Source organism: Bradyrhizobium diversitatis, from assembly GCF_016031635.1.
Lineage (GTDB): Bacteria > Pseudomonadota > Alphaproteobacteria > Rhizobiales > Xanthobacteraceae > Bradyrhizobium > Bradyrhizobium diversitatis.
The window spans coordinates 249,597-275,082 of sequence record NZ_JACEGD010000012.1 but is presented as its reverse complement, the minus strand read 5'-3'; the positions used below and the strand labels follow the sequence as shown (position 1 = coordinate 275,082).

The following is a 25,486-nucleotide window of genomic DNA, read 5'->3' as shown; positions in this document are numbered from 1 at the left end:
ATTCTTGTCTCGTGCCCGCATTCAAGCAGGCCTGCCCGCCGCCCGCAACTCAGCCGGGGCCGCCGGCATATGCTAGGAAGGCGCAGCTCGGTTGCGAAGGAATGAGAGGTTTCAGCGATGAAAGAGCTCGTCGACATTGCGGAACGGGTCGCGGCCCAACTAATCGCGCGCAAGCAGACCATCGCGGTTGCGGAATCATCGGCCGGCGGCCTGATCTCGGCCAGCCTGCTCGCAGTGCCCGGCGCCTCCGCCTACTACCTAGGCGGCGCGGTGGTTTACACCCGCGATGCCAGACGGGTGCTGATGGATATTTCGGATGACGGCATGAAGGGCTTTCGGTCGTCGTCGGAGCCCTACGCGCAGTTGCTGGCCGAGCAGATGCGCAGCCGCTTCAAGTGTGATTGGGGCCTGTCCGAGACCGGTGCCGCCGGCCCCACCGGCAACCGCTACGGCGATGCAGCGGGCCATAGCTGCATGGCGGTCGCAGGACCCGCCACGGAGGTGATGACGCTGGAGACGGGCAGCGATGACCGGTTTGCGAACATGCAGGTGTTCGCAGCGACGGCACTGAAGTTGCTGCTGAGGAAGCTGGAGGGGTGAGATGGTGTGCTGCGAGCGAAGCGAGACATTCTCACTACCAACACCACTGTCATCGTCCGGCTTGACCGGGCGATCCAGTACGCTGAGACCGTTGTAATTGAAACGATACGCCACGCGTACTGGATGCCCCGGTCAAGCCGGGGCATGACAACGGAATATATAAGCCTACTTTCCCAAATGCCGCATGAAAATCCGCACCACATAGCCGTGAAAGCGCGGCGCTTCGTCGTAGAGGTCCGACGCAATGCGTTCGATGGTTTCGCGCAGCGACAGGAATTGGGCCTGACGTGCGCTGCTTTCGGTGCCCTGCATGCCCGCGAGCTCGTCCATGGCAGCGTCGCTGATCTGGCACTGCACGACCTCGCCATCGTTCAGCATGGTGAAGCGAAAGGCCAGACGTTCGAGATCATGGCCAATGATCTTGTCGCGCGTGAGCGGCATTGCAAGCGTCCCGGTCGGCCCCCTCGCGGACAATGCGAAAAATTCTCCGGCTTGTCAGCAAAGATGAAAGGGGGCCCGACCTACTGGAACGCGACTTCGGCGAAACTGCGGAGCTTTCGCGAATGCAGGCGCTCCGATTCCTGCTGCTTGAGCCGCTCCAGCGCCTTCAGGCCGATCTCGAGATGCTGGCCGACACGGCGGCGGTAGAATTCGCTGGCCATGCCGGCGAGCTTGATCTCGCCGTGCAGCGGCTTGTCCGAGACGCAGAGCAGCGTGCCATAGGGGACGCGGAAGCGGTAACCGTTGGCGGCGATGGCGGCTGATTCCATATCGAGCGCGACCGCGCGCGATTGCGACAGGCGGCGGATCACTTCAGGCCCGGAAATCTCCCAGTTGCGGTTGTCGACGCTCGCCACCGTCCCCGTGCGCATCAGGCGCTTCAGCTCGAAACCCTCGAGCCCGGTGACATCCTCGACCGCCTCCTCGAGCGCGACCTGCATCTCGGCGAGCGCAGGAATCGGCACCCACAGCGGCAGCTCGCGGTCGAGCACGTGGTCCTCGCGCACATAGCCGTGCGCGAGCACGTAGTCGCCGAGCCGCTGCGTGTTTCGCAGGCCCGCACAATGGCCGAGCATGAGCCAGGCATGCGGCCGCAGCACGGCCACATGGTCGGTGACGTTGCGTGCATTGGACGGACCGGTGCCGATGTTGATCAGCGTGATGCCGCGATAACCTGGCGCGACCAGATGGAAGGCCGGCATCTGCGGTGTGCGCGCGGGGGCAGCGCCCGTCGTCACGCCGCCGCTGCGCGTGACGACGTTGCCCGGTGCGACGAAAGCGTCGAGGCCCGCCTCGCCGGACTGAAGACGCTGCTGGCAGAGCTGCGCGAAGGCGTCGACATAGAACTGGTAATTGGTGAAGATCACGAAGTTCTGGAAATATTCGGAATCGGTGCCGGTGTAGTGATAAAGCCGGCGCAGCGAGTAGTCGATGCGGGCGGCGCGGAACAGGGACAGCGGCTTGGGTGTCCCCGGCTGCAGCTCGAAGGTGCCGTCGGCGATCGCATCGTCCATCGTCGCGAGATCAGGCACGTCGAACGCATCGCGCAGCGATCGCGTGACGGCGGAATTCTCGCTGGTCGTGATGGCGGCTTCGATGTTGATGTCGCGGCGATAGGCGAAGTGGATCGGGATCGGCTCGGTGGATTCGCCGATCTCGACCGGCACGCCGTGGTTCTGGATCAGCAATCCGATCTGCTCGGTGAGATAGCTGCGGAACAGATCCGGCCGCGTCACGCTGGTCTCGTGCACGCCGGGCCCTGCGACGAAGCCGTAAGACAGGCGCGAATCCAGCCGCGCATGCGTCGCGGTAGTGATGCGGACAAAGGGATAATAGGCCCGCATTCGCGTCGTGACGGTCTCGCCATTGACATAGGCCTCGAACCGGTCGCGCAGGAACTTGGTGTTGCGCTCGTAGATCTCTTCGAGACGGGCGACGGCGAGGGACGCGTCGGAGAAGGATTCGGTGGCGATGGAGGGGGGAGATTGCATGGTTCGACCGCCGCTTTGCTTGAAACAAGCGCACTATAGCAGGATCGTAGCCAAGTCGTCATTGCGAGCGTAGCGAAGCAATCCAGAAATCCCACCGCGGAGACAATCTGGATTGCTTCGCTACGCTAGCAATGACGAAAGATGACGCGCGTTCGCGCGTCACTTCTCCCGGAAGGCGCGCATCAGCTGGTCGTGCAGCGGCTTCATCAGATAGGACAGCATGGTGCGGTCGCCGGTCTGGACGAAGGCTTCCACGGGCATGCCGGGGATCATCTTGACGTCGCCGAGCCGGGCGATCTCTTCCGGGGGCATCGAGACGCGGATGGTGTAGTAGCCCTGGCCGGTGCGCTGGTCGGTCGTGACGTCGGGCGAGACGCGGCTGACGACGCCGTTGAGCTCCGGCGTGGTGCGCTGGTTGAACGCGGAGAGGCGCAGCAGCGTCTTCTGGCCGATCTGGAGCTTGTCGATGTCGACCGGATTGACCTTGGCCTCGACCTGGAGATCGTCGGTCTGCGGCACGATCAGCATCAAGGTATCGCCGGCCGTGACGACGCCGCCGACGGTATGCACGGTCGATTGCAGCACCATGCCGTCCTGCGGCGCGCGGATGTCGATGCGGCGGAGCTGGTCTTCGGCAGCGACCTTGCGCTCGATCAGCTCGCCGATCTTGTCGTTGGTCTCGCGCAGGTCCTTGGAGACCTCGCTGACCACGTCCTTGTCGATCTGGATGATCTGGAGCTCGGTCTCGGTGATCTTGCCCTTGGCCTGGGCGCGCGAGGCGATGTACTGCGCGCGCTCGCCGTTGAGACGCGCCGAGTCGCGTTCGAGCTGGGTCAGGCGCGAGATCTGCACCAGGCGCTTTTCGTAGAGCTCGCGCACGCCGGTGAGCTCGTTCTGCACCAGCGCGATCTCCTGGTCCTTGGCCTTCTCCTGGGCGCTGAGACCGGAGATTTCCTCGTTGAGCTGCGTGATGCGCTCGCGCAGCTGCGCCTTCTGCCCGGTGCGGCCGTTGACGCGAACGTCGAACAGCTTGGTTTCGGCCGAGAGCAGCACCTTGACGTCGGGATCGCTGGTACGCTCGAGCAGCGTTTGCGGAAACTCGATGCTGTCGAGTCCGCGCTGCTCGGCCTGGAGTCGCGCCGCGCGCGCCTGCGCGGCGTCGAGATTCTTGGTGACGATGGCAAGGTTGGCCTTGGTCACGGTGTCGTCGAGCCGCACCACGATGTCGCCGGCCTTGACCCGATCGCCGTCGCGGGCGCGCACCTCGCCGACCACGCCGCCGGTCGGATGCTGCACCTTCTTGACGTTCGATTCGACCACGATCTGCCCCGGTGCGATCAGCGCGCCCGAGATCAGCACGGTCGACGCCCAGCCGCCGAGTCCGACGACCAGGACCAGCACGATGACGAGGCCGAGGACCAGATGAAACCTGATGGAATCACCTACAGTCTTCTTGGCGGGGGGCTTCGTTCCGCCGATAGCCAACGTGCTCATCTTTCACCTCTCCCCGCCTGCGGGGAGAGGATCGCGCAGCGATCGGGTGAGGGGGACTCTCCACGAGTCCAACTCTCACCTCCCCTGTCGAGACTCCCCCTCACCCCGACCCTCTCCCCGCAAGCGGGGAGAGGGAGAGGATAAACCAGTGATCGCAGCCTCATGATTTGGCCACTCCGCCTTCGCTGACGATCTTGATCGGTGCCGGCGGCGTCGCGCGCGGCTGCAGCACCTGGGCGAGCACCTGCTCCTTGGGGCCGAACGCCTGCATGCGGCCGTCGCGCAGAACCAGGATCTGGTCGACCGCCTCGACGCCGATCGGGCGGTGCGCCACCACGACGACGATGGCACCGCGTTCGCGCGCGGCACGGATGGCGCGGGTCAGCGCCTCGTCGCCTTCGGTGTCGAGGTTGGAGTTGGGCTCGTCGAGCACGACCAGGAACGGCCTGCCGTAGAGCGCGCGCGCCAGCGCCACGCGCTGCGCCTGGCCCGCGGAGAGCGCTGCGCCCTGCTCGCCCACCTGGGTATTGTAACCCTCGCGCATCTTGATGATCATATCATGCACGCCGGCTTCTTTCGCAGCCGCGATGATGTCCTCGGAGGTCGCCTCAGGATCGAACCGGCTGATGTTCTGCGCGATGGTGCCGCCGAACAATTCGACGTCCTGCGGCAGATAGCCGATGTGGCGGCCGAGCGCGTCGCTCGACCACTGATCGAGCGCCGCGCCGTCGAGCCGTACCTTGCCGCGCACCGGCTGCCAGACCCCGACCAGCGCGCGGATCAATGACGACTTGCCGGAGCCGCTCGGGCCGATCACGCCGAGGCCGTTGCCTGCGGCGAGCGCGAAGGTGACGTCCTGCACCACGAGCCGCTGATCGCCGGGAGGCACCATGGCGACGCCTTCGACCGAGAGCCGGCTGGTCGGCGCCTGCAACTGGGTCGGCATCGCCTGCGCCGGCATCTGCTCCAGCAGGCGGGTGAGGCGGTGCCAGCTCTGGCGTGCGGCGACGAAGGATTTCCAATGCGCGATGGCGAGATCGACCGGAGCGAGCGCGCGGGCGGAGAGGATCGAGCCGGCGATGATGATGCCGGCCGTCGCCTCCTGGTGGATGACGAGATAGGCGCCGACCGCGAGCACGGCCGATTGCAGCATCATCCGCAGTACCTTTGCGATCGCGCCGAGACCGCCGGCGACGTCGCTCGCACGCTGATTGCCGGCGAGATATTTTTCGTTGGCCTCGCTCCAGCGCTGGTTCATCCGTCCGGCCATGCCCATCGACACCATCACCTCGGCGTTGCGGCGGCTGGCCTGGGCGAGATCGTTGCGCTGGGCGGCGAGGCCCATCGCCTCCTTCGCCGGCTGGCGGGACATGAACTCGGTGACCAGCGTCAGGCCGACCAGGATGATGGCGCCGACCAGCGCGGTGACGCCGATCAGGACGTGGAAGGCGAAGCAGATGGCGAGATAAAGCGGCAGCCAGGGCAGATCGAAGAACGCGCTCGGGCCCATGCCGCCGAGGAAGGAACGGACGTTGTCAAGATCGCGCAGCGGCTGGAGGCCCTCGTTGCGGCTGCCGACCAGAAGCGGCAGGCGCACGATGGTGTCGAACACGCGCTTGTTGAGGGCCTCGTCGAGCGACGTACCGATCCGGCCCAGGATGCGGTTGCGAATCATGTCGAGCACGCCCTGCGCCATGTAGAGGAAGCTGGCGAGGATGATGAGGCCGACCAGGGTCGGGATGCTGCGGCTCGGCAGCACCCGGTCGTAGACCTCCAGCATGAAGATCGACCCGGTCAGATAGAGCAGGTTGATCATGCAGCTCATCAAGCCGACGCCGATGAATGCCGTGCGACAAGCGCGCAAGGCGTCACCGAGCTCCGAACGGCGGACGCCAGGGATGGCTGCCATCAGTCTGATCTCTTTCGACTAAGGGGGCAAAGCCCCTGATTTCACGGGCAATTCAGGGTACTTGCCCCGGATTAACATCATGTTTGCCCGGCGTCCAACGCAGCCAAGCTCATCCAGAGCCCTGATGAGGCCACATCTACCCCTGATGCCCCCCCGCGCAAGTCCGGAATTTCACAGGCTTGCGGCTTTTTCTTGCAGGCTTTCAGTCTCTTCCGGGAAAACGGCGGGGCTGGAAGTTCCCGCCGCCGAATGCGGGGCTAAAGCGCGATGCGATCAGGATGAATCGTCATCGCGCTTTAGCTTGTTGTTTAAGCATGATCTTTTCGGAAAACCGCTGCGCACTTTTCCGGATCGTGCCTAGAACCTGCCCCCGCCACGCACCAGGCGCACGACGACCAGCAGAATGACGGCGCCGATGGCGGAACGCGAACCGGGATGAATAGGTGTGAATACTGGCGGCAAGGCTCGCGCACCTGGCCCAACTCATCCGGGACTATGACACCACGGTGACCGGCTCCGCCAGCACGCATCTCGCCGCCCTGCCCGGTCCGACCTCGACATTCCCAGGCAATTGCTCCAGGCAGCGCGGCTCTGCGAGCTTGCAGCGGGGAGCGAAGGAGCAGTTGTGCGGCTTCTCCGCCAGCGAGGGCGGAGTGCCGGGAATGGTCTCCAGGCGGGCGCCGCGCTTGGCGCCGTGGATGGTCGAGGCGAGCAGGCCCTTGGCGTAGGGATGCACGGGCGAGCGGACGATGTCGCGAAGCGTGCCCTGCTCCACGATCTGGCCGGCATACATCACCGCGACGCGGTCGCAGATCTCGATGGCGACGCCGATGTCGTGGGTGACGAAGATGACGGACATGCCGAACTCGCGCTGCAGCTCGCGCAGCAAGAGCAGGATCTGGATCTGCACGGTGGCATCGAGCGCGGTGGTCGGCTCGTCCGCCAGCAGGATCTTGGGACGGCAGGCGAGCGCGAGCGCGATCATCGCGCGCTGACGCATGCCACCCGACATCTCGTGCGGATAGGCGTCGAGCCTTCGTTTGGCCGAGGGGATGCGCACGACCTCGAGCATCTCGAGCGCCCGCGCCCTTCCTTCCGCGAAACTCTTGCCTTCGTGGCGCACCACGCTTTCGGCGATCTGCGCGCCGATGGTGTAGACCGGATCGAGCGCGAGCGCCGGCTCCTGGAAGATCATCGACACGGTCTGGCCGCGAAACGACGACAGCTCCTCGTCGTTCATGGCGAGCACGTCGCGGCCCAGCACGTTGACCGTGCCCGTGATCTGCGTGCGCTTCTTCGGCAGCAGCCGCATCAGCGCACGCAGTGTCACGCTCTTGCCCGAACCGGACTCGCCGAGCAGGCCCAGCACCTCGCTGTTGCCGAGCGAGAGGCTGAGATCGTTCACGGCATAGACCGTGCGCTCGCCGGTGAAGCGGATGCTGAGGCCTGAGATCTCGATGAGCTTTGTCATGACGGCAGTTTCGGTAATCGATCGTGATAGTCGGTGGCGCGCTGGAAGGCCGCGCCGATGGTGAGCAAGGTCGCTTCGTCGAAGGAGCGACCGATCAGCTGCATGCCGACGGGCAAGCCGCTTCGGGTGAAGCCGGAGGGCACGGTGAGCGAGGGCAGGCCGAGGAAGTTCACCGGGCGGGTGAACAGCGTCAGCCGCTGCACCATGGCCGGCGCGCTCGGGCCGCCGCCGACATCGCTCTCCTCGATCGTCGGCGCCGGCACCGGCGAGGCTGGCGCGATCACCGCATCGACGCCTGATGTCGCCGCGTTGTGCGCGGCGAGCGCCGGCCCGCGCCAGCGCATCGCTTCGAGATAGGTGATGGCGGGAACGGCGAGGCCGTTCTGGAGCCGCATCAGGACCTGCGGGCCATAATCCTGCGGACGCTCGATCATCCAGCGCTTGTGGAAGGCGGCGGCTTCCGCGGCGAGCACGAGCTGGCTCGCCGAGGACAATTGCCGCTGGTCCGGCAGTTCGACCTTGACGATGTCGGCACCCTCGCGCTTGAGCACCGCGATGGTCTCGTCCAGCACGCGCGCAACCTCGCTGTCGAGATCGTCGACATAGAAGGAGACCGGCACGCCGATCTTGAGGCCCTTCAGCGCGCCTTTCGTCGCCCCGACGTAGTCCGACAGCGGCTCGTGGCTACAGGTCGAATCGGCGGGATCGGGGCCGGCCATCAGCCCCAGCAACAGCGCGCAGTCCTCGGCAGTGCGGGCCAGCGGGCCGACGGTGTCGAGCGATTGCGACAGCGGCATCGCGCCGGCACGGCTGACGCGGCCCACCGTGGTCTTGAGGCCGGTGACGCCGCAGAAATGCGCGGGCATGCGGATCGAGCCGCCGGTATCCGAGCCGAGCGCCGCATAGGTCAGGCGCGCGGCGACCGCGGAGCCAGAGCCGGATGACGACCCGCCAGTGATGTGGGCGACATTCCAGGGATTGCGCACCGGGCCGTAATGGGCGTTGTGCCCGGTCGGCCCATAGGCGAACTCGGCGAGATGCAGCGTGCCGAGGCGGACCTGGCCGGCGTCCTTCAACCGCTGCAGGGCCGTGGAGGTCACGGTCGGCACGAAGTCGCGGCGGATCAGCGAGCCACAGGTCGCGACGTGGCCCGCGTCGTAATACATATCCTTGTGCGCGAGCGGCACGCCGTGCAGCGGACCACGGACGTTGCCCTTGGCAAGCTCGGCATCGGCTGCATCGGCCGCCTTCAACGCAGCCTCCGCCTCGATCGACATGAAGGCATTGAGGTGCGGCTGCCACTGCGCGATGCGATGCAACAGCGCGCGCGTCACCTCATGCGAGGACAGCTGCTTCGTCGCGATCGCACGCGCGACCTCAGTGAGCGTCATCAATGCGGGTTCGGTGCTCATTTCGACACCTTCTGCGTCTGCGCGAGCACATAGCCGGCAGGCTCGAGGTCGAACGGCAGCGTGCCGGCGATGACCGCGAAGCCCTCGAAGGCAGGTCCGATGGCATTGGAAATGCGGGTTGCGATCTCGTCATCCACGGGCACGCCTGCAACCAGCGCGATCGGCTTGATGTCTTTCGGTGTCGGTCTCGTCATGCGGTCTTCTCCCTGGGCGCGCGGCTATGGCCTGAACCCGGTATCGCCATGTAGCACGCGGCCTCGTGGCCCATTCTATCGAGCGCGGTGAGCTTTGGTGTCGCGTTTGCGCAGAGCGGCTCCGCAAACGGACAACGGGTGTGGAAGCGGCAGCCCGGGGGCGGATCGATCGGATTGGGCGGATCGCCTGATATCGGCGGCGTCTCGGTACGCTTGTCGGGATCCGACGACGGCATCGCCGCGAGAAGGGCACGCGTGTAGGGGTGGGCAGGCGCGTCCCAGACCTGGTCGACCGGGCCGAGCTCGACGACCTCGCCGAGATACATCACCAGCACGCGATCGGAGATGTAGCGGACCACGTTGAGGTCGTGGCTGATGAACAGATAGGTCAGGCCGAACTCGCGCTTGAGATCGGCCAGGAGGTTGAGCACCTGCGCCTCGACGGATTTGTCGAGCGCCGAGACGGCTTCGTCCAGGATCACCAGCCGCGGCGACAGCGCCAGTGCCCGCGCGATATTGACGCGTTGGCGCTGGCCGCCGGAGATCTCGTGCGGATAGCGGTTGGCGAAGGTTTCCGGACGCAAGCCGACCTTGCCGAGCAGCTCGCGCGCGAGCGCGCGTGCCGCGGCGTCGGCCATGCCGTGCACCTTGGGGCCGAAGGCGATCGATTCCTCGATGGTGAGGCGCGGATTGAGCGAGGCGTAGGAGTCCTGGAACACCATCTGCATGCCGCGGCGCAATTCGCGCAGGCTCAGCGATTGGCCGACGGTCATGCCATCATAGATGATGTCGCCGGTATCGCGCGGCATCAGATGCATGAGGAGACGCGCCGTGGTGGACTTGCCGCAGCCGGATTCGCCGACGATGCCGACCGTCTCGCCCTTGGCGACGGTGAACGAGACGTTGTCGACGGCGCGCACGGTACGCTTGGCGGCGAACGGCCCACCGCGCACCGGGAAATGCTTCGTCAGGCCGTTCACCTGAAGCAGCGGCTGAGCGACGCCGCCAACGTCCTCGACCGGCTCCAGCATTTCGACGGATGTGCTGCTCTCGCTCATGGTCTAGTTCCTGATGTCCATGGCGCTGCGCAGGCCGTCCGAGAGCAGGTTGAAGCAGATCGAGACCGCGAAGATCATCGCGCCCGGAAGCGCGGCGACCCAGGGGTTGACATAGATCGCGGTCCGCAGCGTGTTCAGCATCAGGCCCCATTCCGGCTCCGGCGGTTTTGTGCCGAGACCGAGGAAGGAGAGACCGGCCGCCAGGATCATCGAGACCGAGATCAGGCTCGTGGCATAGACGAAGATCGCGCCGAGCACGTTGCCGAGGATGTGCACGCGCATGATGGTGAAGGGCCCGGCGCCGGAGGCGCGCGCGGCCTCGACGAAGTCCATGTTGCGCACGCCCGTCGTGACGCTCTCGGCGACGCGGGTGATCTGCGGCACGAACACCACGGTCAACGACACGATGGAATTGAGGATGCCGGCCCCGAGCGCGCCGGAAATCGCGATCGCCAGCAGCACGGACGGGAAGGCGTAGAACACGTCGACCGTGCGCATGATCGCGGTGTTGAGCTTGCCGCCGACATAGCCGGCAATGATGCCGAGCGAGGTGCCGATGCAGAAGGCGAGGATCACGGGCAGGATGCCAATGACCAGCGACAGCCGGCCGCCGTAGATCAGCCGCGCCAGCATGTCGCGGCCGAGTTCGTCGGTGCCGAGCGGATAGCCGGCCGTGCCGATGTGGCGCAGGCGGCGGACCATCGAGCCCTTGTAGGGATCTTCGAGTCCCAGCCATGGCGCAAGGACCGCGGAGAGGAAGATCAGCAGCAGCACCAGCGCGCAGGCCACGCTGACCTTGTCGCGCATGATGCGGCGGCCGACCGTCGCCCAATAGCCGCGCGCCTTGGTCGCCGGCGCGGCCTGCAGCGCGGCGTCGGCGGTGGCGTGAAGCGGAAAGTCGCTCATCGGCCGGCTCCCGGTGCGCATTGCTTCAATCGGTGCAAGCCGCGGGCTCGCTTAACCTCTCCCGCCTGCGGGAGAGGTCGGCGCTCCGGGCGATGCGAAGCATCGTCCCGCGCGCCGGGTGAGGGCTTCCTCCTCTTGGGGGTTCTCGATTGAGGAGCCACCCTCTCCCCGACCCTCCCCCGCTCGCGGGGGAGGGAGCGCACTGTTTTCGCGGCGATAGCTGGGCTCGATCCCATCTTCTAGCCCCGCTTGATGCGCGGGTCGATCGCGGCTTGGGCGATGTCGACCAGCAGATTGAGGAACACGAAGAACAGCGCGAGGATCAGGATCGTGCCTTGCAGCAGCGGCAGGTCGCGCTGGAAGATTGCCGAGTTGAGCAGGAAGCCCGAACCCGGCCAGGAGAATACGGTCTCGATCAGGATCGAGCCGCCGAGCATGTAACCGAGCTGAAGACCCATCACGGCAAGCGCAGTGGGCGCGGCGTTCTTGACGACGTGGCGGAATACGCCGCGCTCGTGCAGACCCTTGGCCCGCAAGGCTTCGACGAAGTCCTGCGAGAGAATGTCACCGGTGAGGGCACGCACCGTGCGGGTGACGATGCCCATGGGAATCACCGATGTCGTGATCGCCGGCAGCACGAGATATTTCAGATGCGCCCAATCCCAGGCCCAGGAATTGGAGCCGCCGGGCCCGGCGCCGACGGCGGGCAGCCAGTTCAGCTGAACCGAGAAGATGATGACGAGCAGCATGCCGAGCCAGTAATGCGGCACGGAGACGCCGGCGATGGCAAAGGACGTCGCGACCTTGTCGATCCAGGTCTCGCGAAAATAGCCGGCGATCAAGCCGAGCAGGATGCCCATCGTGAAGCCGATGATGGCCGCGGCAATCGCGAGCGTGACGGTGTTGCCGACCGCACGCATGACCTCGGCGAGCACGGGGCGTCCGGTCGCGATGGAATTGCCGAGATCGCCATGCAGCGCGCGCAAGAGCCACAGGCCGAACTGCACCGGCAGCGGCCGGTCGAAGCCATAGGCGGCGCGGAGCTGCGCGGCTAGCTCCTGCGAGGCATCGGCGGGCAGCACCGCGACGAGCGGATCGCCCGGCGTGATGTGCACGAGCAGGAAGCACACCAGCGCCACGCTGATGACGATGGGGACGACATAGACGATGCGTCGGGCGATATAGGTGAGCACGTTGTCTCTTTTCTTCCCTTCTCCCCTTGTGGGAGAAGGTGGCGCGAAGCGCCGGATGAGGGTTCTGGCCGCGGACACAGTCTTTACGAACGCGAGAGAGGTATCCGTGGAGAGAGACCCCTCACCCGGCTTCGCTAAAGCGAAGCCACCCTCTCCCACAGGGGGAGAGGGTGCAGCGAGTACGCGGCGCGAATTACTGCTTGATCGACACCGGCGAGAAGTCGATGAACCAGCTCTTCGGCTGCACGACGCCCGTCACCTTCGGGCTCATCGCGCGCGGGCCGACGTCGTGGGCGACGTAGAGGAAGGCCGCATCGTCGACGGAGGCCGCATGCAGTTCGGCGAGCGCGGCATCACGTGCGGCGGGATCGAAGGTCTGGCGCGCCTTCTTCACCAGCTCGTCGAATTTGGGGTTGTTGATGAAGCCCCAATTGTTCGAAACCGGCGGCGCCATGCCCGACTGCAGGAAGCGCACTAGCGCGAAGAACGGGTCCATCGCCGCGTAGGTGACGTTGGTCGCATTCGAGCCGTTGGCCGAGGGGTCCTTGGCGCCGCGGCGCCAGTTGGTGAACAGCGTGTTCCACTCGATGACGTCGAGCTTCACATCGAAATAGCATTCGGCCAGCGCCTGCTGGAGATATTCGTTCATCGCCAGCGGCTGCATCTGTCCCGAGCCCGACGCGGACGTCTGCGTCTTGACCGTCAGCTTCTTGTTGGGACCGAAGCCAGCTTCCTGCATCAGCTTCTGCGCTGCCGCCTTGTCATACTTGATCTCGAAGGTCGGCTTGCCGCGCCAGGGATGGCCGGGCTCGAAAGTGCCGGTCGCCGGCACCATCAGCCCCGCAAGCAGGCCGTCCTTGAGGCCTTCGCGATCGACGCAGAGGTTCGCCGCCTTGCGCACGCGGATGTCGTTCCAGGGCGAGCCCTCGACGCGCGAGAATTGCCACGGCCAGACGTGGGGCTGCTCGTTCGCGTAGAGCTTGAAGCCGCGCTGCTTGAGCTCGGGCAGCGCGTCGGGTGCCGGCGCCTCGACCCAGTCGACCTGGCCCGAGAGCAGCGCTGCGGTGCGCGCATTCGCCTCCGGCATCGGCAGGAGCACCATCTTGTCGATCTTGGGCACGCGCGCCTTGTCCCAATAGTTCGCGTTCTTGACCAGCTCAAGCCGTTCGCGCGGCGTGAAGCTCGACATCTTCCACGGGCCGGTGCCCGAGGCGTCCTTGGCGAACGCCGTCCAGGCGGCCTGCGACTTCGCCTTGGCATCGGCGCCTTCGGCCTTGTCGTAGAAGGCCTGCCACTTCGCCGGGCTCGCCATGAACAAATTGGTGAGGTTGATCGGCAGGAAGCTGTCGGGCTCCTTGGTGGTGAGCTCGACCGTCATGTCGTCGATCTTCTTCGCCGAGGCCAGCGTCGGCATGCGCGAGGCGGTGACGCCGACCTGGCTGGCGTCGAATTGCGGCGCGTCCTGCTTCAGCACCTTTTCGACGTTCCACACGACGGCATCGGCATTGAACGGCGAGCCGTCATGGAAAGTGACGCCGGGGCGCAGCTTGAACACCCACTTGGTCTTGTCGGCATCGTCGACCTTCCACTCGGTGGCAAGACCGGGGATCACCACGCTCGCCTTGTCGGCAGAGGACAGGTCCCAGCCGGTCAGCGCGTCGTACATGGTGAGGCCGGTGAAGCGATTGCCTTCAAAGCCCTGATCGGGCTGACCCAGGGTGCGCGGAATATCGGCAGCGGTCATGCCGATGCGCAGCACGGTCTCGGCACTGACCGCGCGCGGCCATGCGGCCACGCTCCCGAGCGCCAACAGCACGATCAGCGCCGCGCGGGTCTTGTTCTTCTTGATAAGCATCGCCTCAGTCCTTCTCCGGCTTTCGATGATTAATTTTGATGCACTCGTATGCAATGGCTATGCCAAGGAGAAACTTATTCTGCAAATTGCCCTCGGGACGACAAGTACTTGTGATGACGCACCGGCGAAATCGGCGCGCTGCCTATTCTGGCATCAAGATTGCAAGCTCGGCCCCAGATCCTCCCTGGAGCTTTGATTCATGCGTATTCGTCTGTCGACCTGTCTCGCCGTGCTTGCGCTGGCAGTTTCCGCAATCTCGGCGCGCGCCGAAACGGTGGTGCGTTACGGCATCTCGATGGCGGACATCCCGCTGACGACAGGCCAGCCCGATCGCGGCGCCGGCGCCTACCAATTCACGGCCTACACGATCTACGATCCCCTGGTCGCCTGGGAGATGGACGTCGCCGATCGCCCCGGCAAGCTGGTGCCGGGCCTCGCCACCGAATGGAAAGTCGACGATGCCGACAAGACCAAGTGGCGCTTCACGCTTCGCAAGGGTGTGAAGTTTCACGACGGCAGCGAGTTCAACGCCGATGCGGTGATCTGGAATCTGGACAAGGTGCTCAACGACAAGGCGCCGCAATTCGACAAGCGGCAGAGCGCGCAGGTGAAGACCCGCCTGCCCTCCGTCGCCAGTTACGCCAAGATCGACGACTTCACCGTGGAGATCACCACCAAGACGGTCGACTCCTTCTTCCCGTATCAGATGCTGTGGTTCCTGGTGTCGAGCCCGGCGCAGTATGAAAAGCTCGGCAAGGATTGGGACAAGTTCGCGAGCCAGCCCTCGGGCACCGGCCCATTCAAATTGACCAAGCTGGTGCCGCGCGAACTCGCCGAGCTGACCAAGAACCCCGACTACTGGAACAAGAAGCGGATTCCGAAGGTCGACAAGATCGTGCTGGTGCCGATGCCGGAAGCGTTGACGCGCACCAATGCGTTGCTTGCGGGACAAGTCGACCTGATCGAGACGCCAGCGCCGGATGCCGTGCCGCAGCTGAAAGCGGCCGGCATGAAGCTCGTCGACAACGTCACGCCGCATGTCTGGAATTATCATCTCAGCGTGCTGCCCGGCTCGCCCTGGACCGACATCCGCCTGCGCAAGGCGCTCAACCTTGCGATCGATCGCGAGGCGGTGGTCGGCCTGATGAATGGCCTCGCCAAGCCAGCCAAGGGCCAGGTTGACCCGTCGAGCCCGTGGTTCGGCAAGCCCAGCTTCGAATTGAAGTATGATCTCGCCGCCGCGAAAAAACTGGTCGAGGAGGCCGGCTACTCCAAGGCGAAGCCGCTCAAGACCACCTTCATCATTGCGCAAGGCGGCACCGGCCAGATGCTGTCGCTGCCGATGAACGAATTCCTGCAGCAGAGCTTCAAGGAGATCGGCATCGACATCGACTTCAAGGTGGTCGAACTGGAGACGCTCTATACGCATTGGCGCAAGGGCGCGGCCGACGAGATGAACGCCGGCATCACCGCCAACAACATCGCCTATGTCACCTCCGACCCGCTCTACGCCATCGTCCGCTTCTTCCACTCCGGGCAGATCGCGCCGGTCGGCGTCAACTGGGGCGGCTACAAGAACCCGAAGGTGGATGCGCTGATCGACGAGGCCAAGCAGACCTTCGACAGCGCCAAGCAGGACGCATTGCTGGCCCAGGCGCATGCGCTGATCGTGGACGATGCCGCGCTGGTCTGGGTGGTTCACGACACCAACCCGCACGCGCTGTCACCGAAGATCAAGCAATTCGTGCAGGCGCAGCACTGGTTCCAGGATCTGACGACGATCGGGGTGGAGTGAGGGGACGCCCTGCTTCCGCAAACACCACTGTCGTCCCGGGGCGCGACATAGTCGCGAGCCCGGGACCCAGCCACAGGAAGATGTTTGGCGAAGACTCGCGCTTGCCGATCTCGCGCCGCCCGGATCGGCGCGCGCCTTAGGCGCGCTTGCCCAGGACGACAGCGAGTGTGTGACCACTACTTCGTCAGCAGCGCATACGCGCCGGTCCAGCCCTCCGGCGGTGGATTGAGCTGGAAATCCTTGATCCTCGCCTCGTAGAGCCTGAACAGCTTCTCAAGCGTGTCGGCGTCCTCGCTGCGGCGGCCGCGCTCGATCGCGTCCAGTGCGCCCTGCCAGTTGCGGCTCCGGTAGCAGCCGAGCATCTCGATGGTGATGTTGCGCAGGCGCTGGAACGCGCCCGAATGCATCACGTCCTCGCGGCCGGCGATGGCGTAGATCACCTCCGGCTCGGTCTTGCCCTTGACCATGATGAAGTCGAGCTCGAGGATCGCGAACTTCTCCTTGGCCGCGAGCGCGGTCCTGGATCCCACGATGATCGGAAAGCCGTATTCCTTGGTTTGCCCTTCCAGGCGCGAGGCCAGGTTCACGCTGTCGCCAAGCACCGAATAGTTCTTCTTCAGGTCGGAGCCCATGTTGCCGACGACGCCGATACCGGTGTTGAGACCGATGCCGACGTTGAGCGGGATGTAGACGTGGCCGCCGTCGGCCGCTTCCTGTTCGCGCTCCTTGTTCACCATGTCGATCTGTTCCAGCATCTGGATCGCGGCCTCGCAGGCATTGACCTCATGCTCGGCATCGTCGAGCGGCGCGTTCCAGAACGCCATGATGGCGTCGCCCATGTATTTGTCGATGTAGCCCTTGCGCTCGATGATCACGTCGGTCAGCGGCGTCAGGAAACGGTTCATCAGCGCGATCAGCCCTTGCGGATCGTGCTTGTAGCTCTCGGAGATCGTGGTGAAGCCGCGCACGTCGGAGAACATGATCGTCATCTCGCGCTCCTCGCCGCCGAGCACGAGCTTTTCCGGCGACTGCGCCAGCTGCTCGACCAGCACCGGCGACATGTATTGCGCGAACATGCCGCGGATCTGCACGCGCTGGCGCTGCTCGCGCACGAAGCTGGCGAAGATCAGCGTCAGATAGATCGCCGTGGTCGAGAGCAGCGGATAGGTGAAGTCGATCAGGTAGCGGTACTGCGCGTAGAAGAACCAGGACGTGCCGACCAGAATCCCCGCGAAGGTCGCACCGGCGAGCACGAGGCGCACCGGCCCGAGATTCGGGGTGAAGATGATGACGAGCAGGCCGATGACGAGCGCGGCGATCAATTCGACGCCGAGCGCGTAGTTCGGCTGGGAGATCACCGCGCCGCTCAGCAGGCTCTCGAGCACCTGGGCATGGATCTCGACCCCGGGCATGGTCGAGGACACCGGCGTGGTCTTGATGTCGTTGAGCCCGACCGCGGAAGTGCCGACCAGCACCAGCTTGCCGGCGAGCCTGGCGGGCGGGACGGTGTTGTCGAGGACGTCGGCCGCCGAGACGTAGATCGAGGGGTCCTGGCGCGCATAGTGCACCCAGAGCTGACCGTTCTTGTCGGTCGGAATCTCGGCGCCCTTGAGGCGAATGGCCCTCACGCCGGTCTTGTCGGTCCGGATCAGCAGCGTCGGTGTGCCCGTGGCGACGCGCAGAATCTCGAGGCTCAGCGAGGGCATGATGTTGCCCTGGGCGCGCATCACCATCGGCACGCGGCGGATCAGGCCGTCGCGCTCGGTCTTGATGGAGAACAGGCCGCGGCCGGCCGCGACCTTCTCGATGACCGGCACGTTGCGGAGCAGGCCGGGGAATTCGAACAGGAAGCGCTCGGCGCCCTCCTCACCAACCATCGCGATGCCGGTGAAAGGCAGCGACTTGTCGATCTCAGAGGAGATCGCCGACTGTCCGGTCTCGCCCAGCACCACGCGCGAGCGCTTGATCGCATCGGCGAGAATCTGGTCGTTGGTCGGCAGCTCGCGCAGCTTGGCGCGGGTGGCATCGTCGAGAGAGCGCATCTGGCCCGCGACCAGATCCGGATTGAGCCGGTCGGGCTCAGAAAACACCACGTCGAAGCCGATCGCCACCGCGCCGTTGCTGGTGAGGTTCTGGATCATATCGGCGATCCGCGTCCGCGGCCACGGCCACTGGCCGAGCTTGGCGAGGCTCTTGTCGTCGATGTCGACGATGGTGACCGGCCGCGCCGTCTTGTGGCGCGGATCGATCAGCTGGAACATGTCGAAGGTGCGCAACCGCAATTCCTGGATCGGCGGCGGATCCCAGAGGCGAACGCCGGCAAACAGAACCAGCAGCGCAAGGCACATCAGCCGGGCAAAGCCAAGCTTCCGCGCAAACCACCGCCGCAGGATCTTGAGACGTTTCATTTCGATCGGACTTCCCGCCTCGCAACACGCCGGGCGCGCCGATCATGGAGCGTCGGCAAGCACTTGGCTATTCCCTGGATGCTGACGATTCCGGATTTTTTTACCGCCGTAAGATGCAAGCGGACATTGAGATCACGGCCAGCATCCACTAGGCGTTGTGGGTACCGAAGATAAAATCGCTGGATTGGAGATTTGCGACGGCGACATTCTTGAGCAGGATCGTCTCGTGGGTATCCAGCGTGAGCAACGTGCCGCCGTTCTGCTCGGTCGGCGTAAGCTCACTAAGGGAGCTGATGCCGCCGAACTGCCGCAGGTCGATCTTGTCTAGACCGAACTCGAAATCATCGACGGTGTGCTGAACCGCGGTCTGCGACGACGTCGGCGCGAACACGAACTGGTCCTTGGCACCACCACCAATCAGCGTGTCACTCGACTCCGTCGCGAAAATGACGTCCTTGCCGTCGGCGCCCGCAAGAGTGATATCCTGGCTGCTCGCTCCCTCGACGAAGATGAAGTTGACCGTGTCGGAGTGGCCGGCTGAGTCGGCGACGGTCAGCGTGATCCGGTCGGTCGCGGGCGGCTGCGGGTAATCATCGGTGCTGGCGCCTGTCGGGTCGTAGGCGACGCCGGCGCCGCTGGCGAGGCCAGTGTTGATTTGATCAAGCGAGCCCGTCGTCGGATAAACACTAACGCTGCTGATGTCCGGATGCGCGGTCGACAGCGTGACTGTGAAAGTGTCCGCCGCTGCGCCTGAATCGGTGTCGATGACGACAAGATCGGTGATGATGTCGTTGCTGTTCTCGGCGATGTGCTCGACCTGGAAGCTCTGGGTGTCGATAATCGGGCCGCCGGCGGGAGCAGTCACTTCCGTGCCAATGGTGGTGATATCCTGCGAGACTGGAGTTTTGCCGCCGGTGCCGGTGACCGAAAGATCAATCGTCGCCATCGACAGATCAGTCGTGATGGCGCCGGTATAGGTGTCGTCGAGTGCGTGGACTCCCAGCGTGCCCGGCGTCCCGGAAAAGCCATTGGCTGGCACGAACCGGATCAGCGTATCGGGGCTCAGCACCAGCGCGGTCGTGTCGCTGACCGATCCGATATCGACCCATTGATGCGTACCGGCCAGCGCGTACTGCCAGGTGCCCTGCGCAGCGGCGGCCGCATCCGACGTCACGGCGATGGCCTTGAAGGTCGCGCCGATATCGGCGTCCTGGAACTTGTTCGCAAAGAGATCGGCGAGCGCAGCTCCGCTCGGGTCGCTCTCGTTACCGGCGATCGCAGCCAGCGTGACGTTGCCGAGCGTCGGCGCGTCGTTCACGCCGTTGATCGTGACCGTCACGTCCTGAGAGACCTGGGCGCCATGATCGTCGGTGAACGTGACGGTGTAGACCTGGGTGATCGACTGCCCCTGCGCCAGCGACTGCAGCACCGGATTGCTGTTGTCGAGCGTGAAATGCCAGCCCAGCGCCGCACTGTTGTCAGTGTCGGTGTTGAGCTCGGCAACCGCGCAGTCGATCGTGAAGGCGCCGATGTTCGAATCGGCGCCGAATCCCGGTAGAGGCGAGCTGACGGACGACGACTTGAACACGGCTTCCGCCGTGTGGGTATCGATCAGGTCGAGATCCTGGATCGCCAGCGTCCCGCAGATCGCCAACGTCGCACTGGCATCCTCCGTCACCGCTCCAGTAGCATCTTCGGCACTGCTGGTGATGGTCGGCGCGTCGTTGGCGCCGTTGATCGTGACGGTCACATCCTGAGAGACCTCGGCACCGTTACTGTCGGTGAACGTGATCGTGTAGACCTGGGTGATGGTCTGCCCTTCGGCCAGCGACTGCAGCACCGCATTGCTGTTGTCGAGCGTGAAATGCCAGCCCAGCGTCGCGCTGTTGTCGGTGTCGGTGTTGAACTCGTCAACCGCGCAGTCGATCGAGAAGGTGCCGAGCGGCGTGCCCGTGGCGAAGCCCGGAAGCTGAACGCTCGACGTGGACGATTTGAAGACGGCTTCCGCCGTGTGGATATCGATCAGGTCGAGATCCTGGATCGCCAGCGTCCCGTCGATCGATAACATTGCGCAGGCGTCCTCAGTGACGCTCCCCGTCGCGGCGTCTGCGCCGCTCGTGATGGTCGGCGCGTCATTGGTGCCGGTGATGGTGACCGTGACGTCTTTGGTGACCGTCCCTCCGTGATGGTCGTCGACCGTCACGGTATAGACCTGGGTGATGGTCTGGCCTTCGGCCAGCGACTGGAGCACCGGATCGTTGTCGTCGATCGTAAAGGTCCAGCCCACCGATCCACGGGAGCTGACGCCCGGGCTCTCGCTCACCGCCGTCAGCGCGAACGTGCCGATATGCGAGGTCCCGCTGCTGAAGCCGGGTAGATGCGCGCTCGAATTCGTCGACTTCAGCTCGAAGCTTGCGGTGTGGGTGTCCGTGAGATCGGGATCGTTGAAGGTGATGGTGCCGTTCGCCGTCAGGGTTGCCGCATCCTCGGTCACCGCGCCGGTCGAGGTCGTGTCGTCCTCGATGATCGTCGGCACGTCGTTGGTGCCCTCGACATTGACGTCGGCACCATTGATGGAAACCGTGAGCGGCGTGCTGACAATGCCGCCGTGCCCGTCATCGACCTGCACCACGTAATTGAGGATCAGCTTCTCGTCCTCGGCAAGGAAGTCGAAGAGATGGTCGGGAACGCTGTAGGTCCAGGTGGCCGAGCCGTTGTTGCCGTTCCCTGCACCCTGCACCACCGTCAGCGGCACCTTGACGGCTGCGATCGCGGCGAGTTGCTGCGGCGTCAGCGTGGCGGTGATGTCATTGCCTTCGGCATCGAGATATTTGAACGGCTGGGTCGACGAGAGCTCAGCGCTCACGATCGGCCGGTCCGTCAGATCGACGTCGGTGAAGGTGACCGTGCCGGTGATGACGTCCAGAGCCTCGTTACCGGTCCCGACCTGCTCGATGACGGTGCCACCCGACGTCGCAACGGTAGGCTTGTCGTTCGTCCCCGTGATCGTGATGGTGATCGGGATGAACCTGGACTCGGGATTCACCACGAAATTGGTGTCGACCCGCACCATGTAGGTCAGCGTCAGGGTTTCGCCGGCCGCGAGGAAGTCGAAGACCTTGTCGGGGATCGTGTAGGTCCAGACCGCCGATCCGTTGTTCTCGTTGGCGGGGTCGGCAACGACGCTGATCTGGATCTGCGTCGCTGCGATGCCGTGCTTCTGGAGCTCGGTGAGCGAGCCGGTAACGTCCTGCTGGCCGGCGCTCTTGTAGACGTAGTTCGGCGCTTCGGCGAGGCTCACCGACACCGTCGGCCGGTCGCCGAGGTTTTGATCGACGAATCTGATCAGGCCGGTAACAGTATCGGCCGTCGTGTCGCCCGTCATGCCCGCGCGCTCAGTCAGCGCGAAGGCCGTCTTCAGATTCCCGCCGGCGTCGAAGCTTTGCACGATCGGCTGGCCGGGAACACGGGTGGCCTGCTGCGTTGAATTGCCGGAGCCGTCGCGTTGCGGCGCACTGATAGTGACGAATGTCGCGATTGCGGCGGTGCCGGACCCCGACTTGAACGCGAAGTCCAGGCTGATCGGCGTGATCGTGTCGGTGAAGTTCGTGGTCAGCTTGGTGTTGGTGTTGTTGTCGGTGAATTTCAGCGTGAACACGTCCGTGATCAGCTTCTGAATTTCCGGCGACATCAGCGCATTGCCGATCGAGACGTTGCCGCCGCTGATCTGGATCATCTGGCCGGCCTGGTTGACCGTCGCGATCGGCAGCAGCGTGATCTTGTCGAACAGGATGTAGGAGCCGGTCGTGCCGTTCGGCTCGACCAGCACCTGGAAGCTCGCCTGCGGCTGCGGATCGCCGCCGCCGGCGGGAACGACGAAGTTGATCTGGGTCAGCACTGCCGTGCCGCGGATGCCCATGGTGGCGACCGGCGTGTCGACCTTCATGTCGCCATGCTTGGCGGTCTCGCCGGCGACGAAGGTGATGGTGCCCGCAACCAGGCTGAGCAGCGAGGAGTTGCTCGACCCGTTGGGGTCGTAGACCATCTCGTTCAGCACCATCCGCGCATTGGAGGACAGGCCGAATACGGTGCCGTCGATGAAGGTGATGCCGAGCGTCGAATCGGCGCCGGTCGAGACCACGTCGCCCTTCTCGACATTGTCGCCGTTGTTCAGGATGACCGAGACGCCGTTGCGAATCGCGGTCGCACTGCCGGAGAGCTTCGTGACGTGGCCGATGACCTGGGCCGCAGCGGCGCCGGGCGCGGCCTGGGCAACCTGGACGTGGCCGGTGAGGGCATTGACGATGTCGCCGGTGAGGTGGGCTCCGTCGGGCGAGGCGACCGCGGCGCGCTTTTCGCCCCTGAAATAATCGTGAACCACGAACTCCTGACCTTCGTGGGACAGCACGAGATCGAGGCCGGCGCGCTTGAACTCGCCGTTGAAGATCAGGTTGGGGTCGGGAACAACGAACGCGCCATCAGGCACATGGCCATGTCCCTTTGCGATGAAGGGCTTGGCCGCAAGAGAATCGGCATGGACGAGGCCGGACGTACCGGAAACCTGGCCGTCCAAGGACGTCGCGGCGTCGAATTTGCCAGCGTAATTCAACCGGGGCACCGCAAAGGGTTAAAATTTAGGTAAGTATCAATTGCCTAAGCTTGCTTAGCATTACCAAGTCCTTGGCGAAACCATCTATTTGCTTGTGTGATTTCGCGTCACTTGGCCATAAGAGCCCCGCAGGCCGGCGCCCTCCCAGAGAAGCTGAAGTAATACGCCAAGCATTCTGAAGTCGAATTGAGCTTAGATGCACGCATTTCCCATCATCCCAAGTCGTTCACTGTAAAATTGGTCAAAGAGATACTTGCGTCATCTTCATTGCATGATGCCCTGCAATATCCTGCGCCAAATATGGAACTAGATCTGTGACCTAGCTAACAGAACCCGTGAAATAGCGCGCTGTTAGCCATAGGACGCAGAATCAGCCACCTTGCAACGCCTGCCTGCAACGGGATCCATATCACAGCAGCGCCCTCCTAGCCTCGGGATCGTAAAATTTTAGGCAATTTGGGCAGGCCTGCTTCAGCCTGTCCCACGGTTTTGGGACCGCTGCCGGGCGCGTTAAGCAGAACAAAACGGCCCGCCTCGCACTATCTCCAGGAAAGCAACACAGCCCGGCACGTCGAGATCGAGGGAGATCTCGCGAAGCCTGGGAAGGGGATGTCAGATGGAGACCGCTGCTCGCTCGCGCGCTTGGCGCGCAATCCTGATCTTATGCGGCTTGATCCTGCTCGGATCGGCCGCCGAGCTTCGCGCCGGCACACTGCTGTCGCCCGGCGCCGGCGTCCTCGTACGCAAATCCGCCGAACCGTTCGGCGTGTTCGCCTTCGCCATCTCATCCGGCAGCCTCCAGCAGAAATGGTCCACGCTGAAGGACAAGCTCGACGACGACATGGTGCAGCTTGCGCTGTGCGACGGCGACCGGGACAATTGCGTCTCGCCCGCGGCTCTGAAGCTGCTCGCCATCGTCGACCAGGCCCGCGCACGCGATGGCCGTGCGCGCCTCGGCGAGACCAACCGCGCCATCAATCTCGCCATCCACGCCGCCAACGACGGCACCGACGATGTCTGGAGCTCGCCGCTCGCGACCTTCGCGCGCGGTGCCGGCGATTGCGAAGACTATGCCATCGCCAAGCTGGCCGCGCTGCGGCTGGCGGGCATTCCTCCCGAAGACCTGCGCATCCTCGTGGTGCGCGACGCCCGCGCCGGCGAGGAGCACGCGATTGCTGCTGCCCGGCTCGACGGCCACTGGCTGATGCTCGACAATCGCCGCATGGCGATGGTCGAGGACGACGCCGAGCGGAGCTATCAACCGCTGTTCGTGCTCTATCAGTCGGCCGTGATGAAATATGTCGACGAGCCCGTGCGAGTCTCGATCGCGGCCGCCGAGGCGCGTTGATCCTTCTCGCAGGTCGGATTCAGCCCCACCACAAAGCCATTTCGCCGCGCGATCCCAGACGCTAGCATGCTGATTTCCATGCGGGGCGACCGGAATGCGATTGATCGTGCTGTCTGTGCTTGCGCTGCTGGCATTGCCGTCGGCGCCCGCCTCCGCCCAATCCGAACGCTCGATCGCCGACAGGCTGCCGCTGTTTGCCAAGAACAACTGCCAGCAGATTCGCGATCCCGGCAACCAATTATTCTGCGGTGACGCCGAGCTGGCCGCCGCCGCCGAGAAGCTGAGCACGGCGATCGAGGCGCGGCTCGCCCGCCTACCCGATCGCCTGCCTGCCATCGAGGAGAATGCGATCTGGATCCGTCAGCGCAATCTCGGCTGCGGCATCGTCGGCCAGACCGCAATCCGCCCTGACGATTTCGACCGGGTGAAGGCGTGTCTGCTCAAGGTGACCGAGGAGCGCGCCGCGATCGTGCGCGATCCTGATTTCGACTGCCTCGCGGCCAGCACCGCAGCGGGCGCGCTGATCTGCGCGGACCCGTCGCTGGCGCTCGCCGAAACCGAGCTCAACGGCCAGGCGCTCGGCCTGATCGGCAAATTGGACCCGACCGCGGCCCGCTTTGCCTTCGCCGAATATGGAAGGTGGACGCGAGAGCGCGACCGCAGATGCAATCTGGTCGGCAAGGAGAACGTGCCGCTGCAAGAGCTCGAATCCGCGGAGGACTGTCTCGCCGATCATTTGAAGCGCAAGACGGATGAAATCCGCGCGGCAAAGGGTGACCCCAAGAAGGTGTTCGGCCGGCAGGTCGCGGCCCGCTCACCCGACACCGACGCGGTGGATTTCTGCGCCGCGCGCATCCATGCGGCCAACTCCTGCGGCAACTTCCTGCGCATCAACCGCGTCTACGCCATCGACAGCCAAGTGACCGAGCAGGAGGCGCAGGTCACCGGCGAAATCGAGATGGCCGTGCTGGCGCCCTTCACCATGTGCAGCAAGATCGCCTCCACCTGCACCGGCACCTGCTGGAACGCGAGGACGGGGCGTCCGCAACCGGCAGCCGGCAACAAGGAGCGCTCCGCAGAAGCCTTCAACGTTACGCGCCGGCTCAGGATCCAGCGGACGTTCGCCTTCGTGAAAGCCGCCGACGGTTGGCGCTGCCGGGAAGACGAGCTCGCCCCGGTGAGCTCGGGCACCGCAGGCGGGGGATCGTAGGCCTTCTCGCCGCGCGCGGCTCTTTCTTCCTTC

At 64.6% G+C, this 25,486-nt stretch carries 17 protein-coding genes and 1 pseudogene; 4 read left to right on the top strand and 14 right to left on the bottom strand.

The window, feature by feature from the left end:
• Positions 1-117: 117 nt before the first annotated feature.
• Entirely contained in the window at positions 118-600 is a 483-nt protein-coding gene (locus H1B27_RS15370) for a CinA family protein (protein ID WP_061881084.1), read from the top strand.
• A gap of 165 nt (positions 601-765) precedes the next feature.
• On the opposite strand, the gene H1B27_RS15365 is transcribed toward H1B27_RS15370, so the two are convergent.
• The 11 genes from H1B27_RS15365 to H1B27_RS15315 all read right to left on the bottom strand — a co-directional run bounded on the left by H1B27_RS15365 (position 766) and on the right by H1B27_RS15315 (position 14,083).
• Positions 766-1,041 carry a DUF1488 family protein gene (locus H1B27_RS15365; protein WP_061881085.1) on the bottom strand — a complete coding sequence of 92 codons (276 nt, stop codon included), beginning with the start codon at positions 1,039-1,041 and terminating at the stop codon, positions 766-768.
• Between the two features lie 80 nt (positions 1,042-1,121).
• Positions 1,122-2,591, bottom strand: coding sequence for an AMP nucleosidase (locus H1B27_RS15360; protein WP_197966619.1), 1,470 nt, complete (start codon positions 2,589-2,591; stop codon positions 1,122-1,124).
• Between the two features lie 159 nt (positions 2,592-2,750).
• On the bottom strand, positions 2,751-4,085 hold the full coding sequence (locus H1B27_RS15355) for an HlyD family type I secretion periplasmic adaptor subunit (RefSeq protein WP_197966618.1): 1,335 nt from the start codon (positions 4,083-4,085) through the stop codon (positions 2,751-2,753).
• Positions 4,086-4,245: 160 nt separating this feature from the next.
• Entirely contained in the window at positions 4,246-5,994 is a 1,749-nt protein-coding gene (locus H1B27_RS15350; protein WP_197966617.1) for a type I secretion system permease/ATPase, read from the bottom strand.
• Positions 5,995-6,487: 493 nt separating this feature from the next.
• A complete protein-coding gene (locus H1B27_RS15345; RefSeq protein ID WP_197966616.1) occupies positions 6,488-7,465 on the bottom strand; it encodes an ABC transporter ATP-binding protein in 978 nt (325 codons plus the stop codon).
• Complete coding sequence (locus tag H1B27_RS15340) at positions 7,462-8,877, bottom strand: amidase (protein ID WP_197966615.1); 1,416 nt, start codon at positions 8,875-8,877, stop codon at positions 7,462-7,464. Before H1B27_RS15340 ends, H1B27_RS15345 begins: the two co-directional genes overlap by 4 nt.
• Positions 8,874-9,071: a hypothetical protein gene (locus H1B27_RS15335; protein ID WP_061881091.1), complete on the bottom strand. Its 198-nt coding sequence runs from the start codon at positions 9,069-9,071 to the stop codon at positions 8,874-8,876. The genes H1B27_RS15340 and H1B27_RS15335 overlap by 4 nt, the downstream gene beginning before the upstream one ends.
• Complete coding sequence (locus H1B27_RS15330) at positions 9,068-10,129, bottom strand: ABC transporter ATP-binding protein (protein WP_061881092.1); 1,062 nt, start codon at positions 10,127-10,129, stop codon at positions 9,068-9,070. Before H1B27_RS15330 ends, H1B27_RS15335 begins: the two co-directional genes overlap by 4 nt.
• A gap of 3 nt (positions 10,130-10,132) precedes the next feature.
• On the bottom strand, positions 10,133-11,035 hold the full coding sequence (locus tag H1B27_RS15325; RefSeq protein WP_197966614.1) for an ABC transporter permease: 903 nt from the start codon (positions 11,033-11,035) through the stop codon (positions 10,133-10,135).
• Positions 11,036-11,274: 239 nt separating this feature from the next.
• Positions 11,275-12,228, bottom strand: coding sequence for an ABC transporter permease (locus H1B27_RS15320; protein WP_061881093.1), 954 nt, complete (start codon positions 12,226-12,228; stop codon positions 11,275-11,277).
• Positions 12,229-12,421: 193 nt separating this feature from the next.
• Positions 12,422-14,083 carry an ABC transporter substrate-binding protein gene (locus H1B27_RS15315; protein ID WP_061881094.1) on the bottom strand — a complete coding sequence of 554 codons (1,662 nt, stop codon included), beginning with the start codon at positions 14,081-14,083 and terminating at the stop codon, positions 12,422-12,424.
• 199 nt (positions 14,084-14,282) lie between these two features.
• On the opposite strand from H1B27_RS15315, the gene H1B27_RS15310 reads away from it, so the two are divergent.
• Positions 14,283-15,878: an ABC transporter substrate-binding protein gene (locus H1B27_RS15310; RefSeq protein ID WP_197966613.1), complete on the top strand. Its 1,596-nt coding sequence runs from the start codon at positions 14,283-14,285 to the stop codon at positions 15,876-15,878.
• 176 nt (positions 15,879-16,054) lie between these two features.
• Here H1B27_RS15310 and H1B27_RS15305 read toward each other — a convergent pair whose 3' ends face one another.
• The 3 genes and pseudogenes from H1B27_RS15305 to H1B27_RS41370 all read right to left on the bottom strand — a co-directional run.
• On the bottom strand, positions 16,055-18,286 hold the full coding sequence (locus H1B27_RS15305; protein ID WP_197966612.1) for a CHASE2 domain-containing protein: 2,232 nt from the start codon (positions 18,284-18,286) through the stop codon (positions 16,055-16,057).
• A 148-nt stretch (positions 18,287-18,434) separates the two neighbouring features.
• Positions 18,435-20,573: a VCBS domain-containing protein gene (locus H1B27_RS41375; protein WP_446479873.1), complete on the bottom strand. Its 2,139-nt coding sequence runs from the start codon at positions 20,571-20,573 to the stop codon at positions 18,435-18,437.
• Positions 20,574-21,170: 597 nt separating this feature from the next.
• Positions 21,171-22,895, bottom strand: a pseudogene (locus tag H1B27_RS41370) (FecR family protein); the annotation flags it as partial.
• A gap of 616 nt (positions 22,896-23,511) precedes the next feature.
• Between H1B27_RS41370 and H1B27_RS15295 the strand changes: the two are divergent.
• Together H1B27_RS15295 and H1B27_RS15290 are read left to right on the top strand one after the other, a co-directional pair.
• Positions 23,512-24,243: a transglutaminase-like cysteine peptidase gene (locus tag H1B27_RS15295; protein ID WP_197966611.1), complete on the top strand. Its 732-nt coding sequence runs from the start codon at positions 23,512-23,514 to the stop codon at positions 24,241-24,243.
• A 94-nt stretch (positions 24,244-24,337) separates the two neighbouring features.
• Positions 24,338-25,453 carry a lysozyme inhibitor LprI family protein gene (locus H1B27_RS15290; RefSeq protein WP_197966610.1) on the top strand — a complete coding sequence of 372 codons (1,116 nt, stop codon included), beginning with the start codon at positions 24,338-24,340 and terminating at the stop codon, positions 25,451-25,453.
• Positions 25,454-25,486: the final 33 nt, after the last annotated feature.

Bases quoted from the DNA above. Each gene is read 5' to 3' on its own strand.
- H1B27_RS15310 (WP_197966613.1), top strand. From the start codon at position 14,283: ATGCGTATTCGTCTGTCGACCTGTCTCGCCGTGCTTGCGCTGGCAGTT.
- H1B27_RS15290 (WP_197966610.1), top strand. From the start codon at position 24,338: ATGCGATTGATCGTGCTGTCTGTGCTTGCGCTGCTGGCATTGCCGTCG.
- H1B27_RS15295 (WP_197966611.1), top strand. From the start codon at position 23,512: ATGGAGACCGCTGCTCGCTCGCGCGCTTGGCGCGCAATCCTGATCTTA.
- H1B27_RS15340 (WP_197966615.1), bottom strand. From the start codon at position 8,877: ATGAGCACCGAACCCGCATTGATGACGCTCACTGAGGTCGCGCGTGCG.
- H1B27_RS15335 (WP_061881091.1), bottom strand. From the start codon at position 9,071: ATGACGAGACCGACACCGAAAGACATCAAGCCGATCGCGCTGGTTGCA.
- H1B27_RS15355 (WP_197966618.1), bottom strand. From the start codon at position 4,085: ATGAGCACGTTGGCTATCGGCGGAACGAAGCCCCCCGCCAAGAAGACT.
- H1B27_RS15370 (WP_061881084.1), top strand. From the start codon at position 118: ATGAAAGAGCTCGTCGACATTGCGGAACGGGTCGCGGCCCAACTAATC.
- H1B27_RS15360 (WP_197966619.1), bottom strand. From the start codon at position 2,591: ATGCAATCTCCCCCCTCCATCGCCACCGAATCCTTCTCCGACGCGTCC.
- H1B27_RS15345 (WP_197966616.1), bottom strand. From the start codon at position 7,465: ATGACAAAGCTCATCGAGATCTCAGGCCTCAGCATCCGCTTCACCGGC.
- H1B27_RS15315 (WP_061881094.1), bottom strand. From the start codon at position 14,083: ATGCTTATCAAGAAGAACAAGACCCGCGCGGCGCTGATCGTGCTGTTG.
- H1B27_RS15325 (WP_197966614.1), bottom strand. From the start codon at position 11,035: ATGAGCGACTTTCCGCTTCACGCCACCGCCGACGCCGCGCTGCAGGCC.
- H1B27_RS15350 (WP_197966617.1), bottom strand. From the start codon at position 5,994: ATGGCAGCCATCCCTGGCGTCCGCCGTTCGGAGCTCGGTGACGCCTTG.
- H1B27_RS15305 (WP_197966612.1), bottom strand. From the start codon at position 18,286: ATGAAACGTCTCAAGATCCTGCGGCGGTGGTTTGCGCGGAAGCTTGGC.
- H1B27_RS15365 (WP_061881085.1), bottom strand. From the start codon at position 1,041: ATGCCGCTCACGCGCGACAAGATCATTGGCCATGATCTCGAACGTCTG.
- H1B27_RS15330 (WP_061881092.1), bottom strand. From the start codon at position 10,129: ATGAGCGAGAGCAGCACATCCGTCGAAATGCTGGAGCCGGTCGAGGAC.